The sequence below is a fragment of the Brevundimonas sp. genome (assembly GCF_027487935.1).
Classification (GTDB): domain Bacteria; phylum Pseudomonadota; class Alphaproteobacteria; order Caulobacterales; family Caulobacteraceae; genus Brevundimonas.
In genome coordinates this window covers 167,755-173,770 of sequence record NZ_JAIYCP010000003.1, presented here as the reverse complement: position 1 = coordinate 173,770, position 6,016 = coordinate 167,755, and the positions used below count along the sequence as shown (strand labels likewise).

4 protein-coding genes, 1 tRNA gene and 2 rRNA genes are annotated in these 6,016 nt (G+C 65.9%); 4 read left to right on the top strand and 3 right to left on the bottom strand.

Going from position 1 to position 6,016, the window contains the following annotated elements; translation table 11 throughout:
- The 3 genes from Q0053_RS01585 to Q0053_RS01575 form a co-directional block, all read left to right on the top strand.
- Positions 1–388, top strand: a 23S ribosomal RNA gene (locus Q0053_RS01585); the annotation flags it as partial.
- An 85-nt stretch (positions 389–473) separates the two neighbouring features.
- A 5S ribosomal RNA gene (rrf, locus tag Q0053_RS01580) occupies positions 474–588 on the top strand.
- 78 nt (positions 589–666) lie between these two features.
- A tRNA-Met gene (locus Q0053_RS01575) sits at positions 667–743 on the top strand.
- Positions 744–865: 122 nt separating this feature from the next.
- On the opposite strand, the gene ileS is transcribed toward Q0053_RS01575, so the two are convergent.
- Positions 866–3,841: an isoleucine--tRNA ligase gene (gene ileS, locus Q0053_RS01570; RefSeq protein ID WP_298095060.1), complete on the bottom strand. Its 2,976-nt coding sequence runs from the start codon at positions 3,839–3,841 to the stop codon at positions 866–868.
- A 227-nt stretch (positions 3,842–4,068) separates the two neighbouring features.
- Between ileS and Q0053_RS01565 the strand changes: the two genes are divergently transcribed.
- Positions 4,069–4,605 (top strand): DUF3828 domain-containing protein, encoded by a 537-nt coding sequence (locus Q0053_RS01565; RefSeq protein WP_298095057.1) that lies wholly within the window; start codon positions 4,069–4,071, stop codon positions 4,603–4,605.
- Here Q0053_RS01565 and Q0053_RS01560 read toward each other — a convergent pair.
- Together Q0053_RS01560 and Q0053_RS01555 are read right to left on the bottom strand one after the other, a co-directional pair.
- Positions 4,598–5,527, bottom strand: a complete 930-nt coding sequence (locus tag Q0053_RS01560; protein ID WP_298095055.1) for a bifunctional riboflavin kinase/FAD synthetase — start codon at positions 5,525–5,527, stop codon at positions 4,598–4,600. The two genes, Q0053_RS01565 and Q0053_RS01560, sit on opposite strands and share 8 nt — an antisense overlap.
- Before the next feature lies 1 nt (position 5,528).
- Positions 5,529–5,981: a MaoC family dehydratase gene (locus Q0053_RS01555; RefSeq protein ID WP_298095084.1), complete on the bottom strand. Its 453-nt coding sequence runs from the start codon at positions 5,979–5,981 to the stop codon at positions 5,529–5,531.
- Positions 5,982–6,016: the final 35 nt, after the last annotated feature.

Below are 6,016 nucleotides of genomic sequence, written 5' to 3'. Positions count from 1 at the left end.
CTCGATGTCGGCTCATCACATCCTGGGGCTGGAGCAGGTCCCAAGGGTATGGCTGTTCGCCATTTAAAGTGGTACGTGAGCTGGGTTCAGAACGTCGTGAGACAGTTTGGTCCCTATCTGCCGTGGGTGTTCGAAGCTTGAGAGGATCTGTCCCTAGTACGAGAGGACCGGGATGGACATACCTCTGGTGGACCTGTCATGACGCCAGTTGTGCAGCAGGGTAGCTATGTATGGAATAGATAACCGCTGAAAGCATCTAAGCGGGAAACTAACCTCAAAACAAGGCTTCGCTGAGGATCGTGGAAGACTACCACGTTGATAGGCCAGGTGTGGAAGTGGGGCGACCCATGAAGCTTACTGGTACTAATAATCCGATCGGCTTGATCGTTTCTCAGCAAAACTCATTCGATTTTTACTCGGTTATTCACCGAGACTGACAATGTCTTCTCACAATCGTCTATCCGCCTGGTTGACCTGGTGGCTATGTCGGAGGTTCCCCACCCGATCCCATTCCGAACTCGGTCGTTAAGCCCTCCAGAGCCGATGGTACTCCGTCTCAAGGCGTGGGAGAGTAGGTCGCTGCCGGGTCTACCAGACGGATAGATGATTGTATTACGGGCCGTCGCCCGTTCTCTCGAACAGCTCTTCCCTTACACTACCGTTTGCCGCGGGATGGAGCAGCCCGGTAGCTCGTCAGGCTCATAACCTGAAGGTCGCAGGTTCAAATCCTGCTCCCGCACCCAAGATCTGAAAGCCCCGCCCGGTTCCGCCGGCGGGGCTTTCTGCTGTTCGGAGCCCGACCGGTCGTGCAACTCACTGGCACCCGATCACGGGCACCAGTGAGCTGAGGCCTATGGCTAGCCCGTCATCCCCGCTGCATGTCCCACCAGCGCACGGCGTCCGCATCGCGGGCGCTGAGCTCGGGGTGGGCGGGATCGGAGCCGACGTCCGGCACGCGCCGCCAGGAGCGGGCGCATTTGGACTGGTCCGTGATGGGCTGCACGACCGCAGCGACGTTGAGGACTTCCGTCATCTGGAAGGCATCAGCCGGCGGCGGGCCCTGAACAAGCTGGACCTGGCTGACACGGAAGATGTCAGCGATCTCCTGCTGGTCGAAGCCCTCGAAGGCGAATGAGATCTGTTCGTCGGTCACATGGACGGTGAGGGCGGCGTCGAGGCCGGTGCCGATCCGCTTTTCGCGGCGTTCAATCTCGAGAGCCCCGTTGGTCACCAGAAGGACGCGTTCGATCGCCTTCCACCGGCTCTTTTCGCTGGAATCCTGCCACTGCGCCGGCGTCTCCGGGATCACCCGGGCGCAGTTCGAGCCGCCGTCGGGATAGCGGGTGCCCCAGGCCTCTTCCATGGTGAAGGGGGTCAGGGGGGCCAGCCAGGCGGTCAGGCGGATGAAGACCTCATGCATGACGGTGCGGGCCGCCCGACGGCGGATCGCGTCGGGCCGGTCGCAGTAGAGGCTGTCCTTGCGGATGTCGAAATAAAGGGCCGACAGGTCGTTGGAACAGAACTCCATCACCGGCCGGACGACGTCCTGGAAGCGATAGTCGGCATAGGCCTTGCGGACGTCACGATCGAGCTCCCACAGCCGGTGCAGGATGAATCTCTCGAGCGGCGGCATCTGGTCGAGTGTCAGGTATTCGGCCTCGTCGAAATCCGCCAGGGCACCGAGCAGATAGCGGACGGTGTTCCTGAGCTTGCGATAGGCGTCGACGGTGGTCTGCAGGATCTGCTTCCCGATCCTCTGGTCCTCGGCATAGTCGACCAGAGAGACCCAGAGGCGCAGGATGTCGGCGCCGGACTCCTTGATGATGGTCGCTGGGTCGGTCGTATTCCCCTTCGACTTGGACATCTTCTCCCCGTTCTCGTCCTGGGTGAAGCCGTGGGTGAGTACGGCGTCATAGGGGGCGCGGCCGCGGGTGCCGCAGCCTTCGAGCAGGTTGGACTGGAACCAGCCGCGATGCTGGTCGGAGCCTTCGAGATAGAGGTTAGCCGGCCAGTGTGACGGGCGGTCGCCGGTGTATCCATGGGCCGGATCGCGCGTCTCGAGCGTGAAGGCGTGGGTGCAGCCGGAGTCGAACCAGACGTCGAGGATGTCCTCGATCTTTTCGAACCGGGCCGGGTCATGCGCGCCGAGGAAGTCGGCGTCGGGACGGGTGAACCAGGCGTCAGCACCCCCTTCGGCGATCGCAGCGGTGATGCGGGCGTCGACGGCCGCGTCGTGCAGCGGCTGGCCCGTCTGTTTGTCGACGAACATGGCCAGGGGCGTGCCCCAGGCGCGCTGGCGGCTGATCAGCCAGTCCGGGCGGCCCTCGACCATGGACCGGATGCGGTTGCGGCCGGCCTCGGGGTGGAAGTCGGTCCTGTCGATGGCCTCCAGCGCGCGATCGCGCAGGGTGCCGCGATCGTCCAGCGCCGCATCCATGCGGATGAACCACTGCGGCGTGTTGCGGAAGATGATCGGGGCCTTGGAGCGCCAGCTGTGCGGGTAGGAATGTTCCAGCCGGCCGCGGGCCAGCAGGGTGCCGGCCTCGATCAGCCTGTCCATCACGGCCGGGTTGGCGGGGCCGAATTTGCCGGTCTTCTTGCCCTCAGTCTCCAGCACCTTGAGGCCGGCGAACAGGGGAACGTGATCATAATAGGCCCCGTCAGGGTCGACGGTGTCCGGCACCTCATGATGGCCGTGGGCCTTCCAGACCTCGAAGTCGTCGGCGCCGTGGCCGGGGGCGGTGTGGACGAAGCCGGTGCCGGCGTCGTCGGTGACGTGGTCGCCGGCCAGCAGGGGCACGGAGAAGCCGTAGCCGGGCGCGAGGGCCGCCAACGGATGGGCGCATTCGAGGCCGGACGGATTGAGGTCGCCGACGCGGGTCCAGCCGGCGATTTTCGCAGCGCGGAAGACGTCTTCGGCCAGCTTGTCGGCGACGATCAGACGGTCACACGGTTTGGCCCAGGGCTCGAACTCCAGCCCGGTCTCCATGGCCGTGACCTCATAGAGGCCATAGGCGATCTCGGGGCCGTAGCTGATGGCCCGGTTGGCCGGGATGGTCCAGGGCGTGGTGGTCCAGATAACGACCGAAGGGGTGGCGTGGCGGAAGGCCAGCAGGTCGTCGGGATGGGTGTCGGTCGCGCCGGTGACCGGGAATTTGACCCAGACGGTCGGGCTGACGTGGTCGTGGTATTCGATCTCGGCATCGGCCAGGGCGGTGCGCTCGACCGGCGACCACATGACCGGCTTGGAGCCGCGGTAGAGCTGGCCCGAATTCTTGAATTTGTGGAACTCGGCGACGATGGCCGCCTCGGTCGTGAAGTCCATGGTGGCGTAGCGGTTGTCCCAGTCGCCGAGGATGCCCAGCCGTTTGAACTGTTCGCGCTGCACATCGATCCAGCCGGTGGCGTATTCGCGGCAGGCCTGGCGGAACTCGGCCTTTGAGACCTCGTCCTTGCGCTTGCCCTGGGAGCGGTAGCGTTCCTCGATCTTCCATTCGATCGGCAGGCCGTGGCAGTCCCAGCCGGGGACGTAGTCGACGTCATGGCCCAGGAGGAAGCGGCTGCGGACCACGAAATCCTTCAGCGTCTTGTTCAGGGCGTGGCCGATGTGGATGTCGCCGTTGGCGTAGGGCGGGCCGTCGTGGAGGACGTAGAGGGGCGCGCCTTCGGCCTGGCGCTGTTTGCGCAGGGTCGAATAGAGGTCGCCCCATGCCTCGATGATCGCGGGTTCCTTCTGCGGCAGTCCACCGCGCATGGGGAAGGGCGTCTCGGGCAGGAAGACGGTTTCGCGATAGTCGCGACCGGTGGGCGTGTCTTCGCCGTTTTTGGGGGAGTCGGCCATGAAGTCTCGTTTCGTCGTCGTTGGGTGATCGTTCGCGTCGGTCTCGATATCCCGGCGTGCACGGGGCCGTGGCCCTGGGCGCTACGCCGGGCGGCTAATCGAAATCGGGCGAAGCACGCGGACGGTCATGGTGGGGACGGTCTAGCAGACGGGGTGGGGCGGACGCCAGCCGGGATTGCCAGTCGGGGTTACGGGCGGGATAGTCCCAGGGTCATGGGAGGGTTCCGATGCGTCATGTCCTGATTGCCGCCGCTGTTTTCGTCGGTCTGGCTGCCTGTTCGCCTTCGGGTGAAGGTACGTCCGAGCCGGCCGATGCGCCCGCCGCCCTGCCGCCGGGCCGCCCTGCGATCTATGAGGCGGCGCGGGTCGGACCTGAGGAATTTGTTCGGGCGCTTTATGCGGTCCACGCCACCCCGGGGGCCAGTATGGGGGAGCCGCCGCGGCCGGGGCAGGAGCCGATCTACGGCCGGATGCTGAACGCCATGATCGGGGCGGACTTCGCCAAGGCCGCGGGCGGGGTGCCGACGCTGAACCATGATCCGATCTGCGACTGCCAGGACAGCGGAGATTTCACCCTGGTCTCGGTGACGGTGACGTCGTCGGACCCGCAGACGGCCGAGGCGGCGGTCGTGTTTACCAACATGGGTGAGACGAAACGGCAGACGCTGAAACTGGTCAAGGAGGGCCCGATGTGGAGGGTCTCGGACGTTCTGGTTCCGGGACGCCCGGCGCTGACCGAACAGCTGATGGCGGCGATCAGCTGAGCGCGGCGCGGGCCGCGGCAGCGTCCGCGGCGATCTGGACCTTGAGGGCGTCAAGGCCGTCGAAGGCCATTTCGCCGCGCAGGAAGGCGACCAGTTCGGTCTCGATCGTCTGGCCGTAGAGGTCGCCGTCGAAGTCGAACAGCCAGACCTCCAGCAGGGGCTGGTCGATCTCGAACATGGGACGGACGCCGAGGTTGGCGACGCCGTCGATCATGCGGCCATCGGGCAGGCGGGTGCGGGTCGCATAGACGCCATAGGCGGGGCGCATGTAGTCGCCCATCGACACATTGGCGGTAGGGACGCCGATGGTGCGACCGCGCTTGTCGCCGTGGATGACCTCGCCCTCGATAGCGAAGGGGCGGCCGAGGATGGCGGCGGCGCGGGGCATGTCGCCGGCCTTGAGCGCCTCGCGAACCCCGGAGGAGGACAGTTTCAGCCCGTCGCCGTCATCGATGCGATCGACCACGGTGACGCCGAAACCGAGGGCCTCGCCCTGGCGACGCAGCCCCACGGCCGAGCCGGTGCGGCCCTTGCCGTAGGTGAAGTCGAAGCCGACTGCGGCGTGGGCGATTCCGAGGCCGTCGCACAGAACCCGCCCGACGAAGGCCGTGTCGGTCATGGCGGCCATGGTGGCGTCGAAGGGCAGGAGATGGAGGCGATCGACGCCGAGGGGGGCCATGGCCCGCGCCATCTGGGCCGGCGTCATCAGACGGAAGGGCGCGGCCTCGGGCTGGAACCACCGACGGGGGTGGGGATCGAAACTGACCACGGCGAGCGGGACGCCGAGACGGTCGGCGGCAGCCCGGGCCTCGGCAATCACCGCCTGATGGCCGCGATGAACGCCGTCAAAGGCACCGATGGCGACGGCTGCGCCGCGCAACCGGTCAGGCAGGTCGCGCCAGTCGGGGACGATCTGGACCAAGTCAGTCTTTCGCGGGGCGCCGGCGGCGGGGGACGCGGACCAGGGCGACGCCGTCCATGACCCGCTTGTCCCCGACGAAGCCTTCGCAATCCAGCTCGACGCGGGCGCTTTCCGGATCGACGGATTTGACGCTGACGCGCACCAGAACGGTCTCGCCGATCCGCACCGGCATGTGGAAACCGAGGGTCTGGGTCAGATAGATGGCCCCGGCACCGGGCAGGATGGTGCCGACCACGGCCGAGCCGAAGGAGGCGGTGAGCAGGCCATGGGCGATGCGGCCGCGATAGGCGGTTTTCGAGGCGAAGGCCTCGTCCATATGCACCGGGTTGTAGTCGTCCGAGGCGTCGGCGAACTGCTGGATGCGCTGTTCCGTGACGAGGATGTGGGTCTCCGCCGTCATGCCGACGTGGAGTTCCTCGAGGATGTAGCCGCCGGAGGGATGTTTCGTCACAATTTCGGTCATGGTCCGGCCTTAGCGCGATTTGCCCC

Bases quoted from the DNA above. Each gene is read 5' to 3' on its own strand.
- Q0053_RS01565 (WP_298095057.1), top strand. From the start codon at position 4,069: ATGCGTCATGTCCTGATTGCCGCCGCTGTTTTCGTCGGTCTGGCTGCC.
- ileS (WP_298095060.1), bottom strand. From the start codon at position 3,841: ATGGCCGACTCCCCCAAAAACGGCGAAGACACGCCCACCGGTCGCGAC.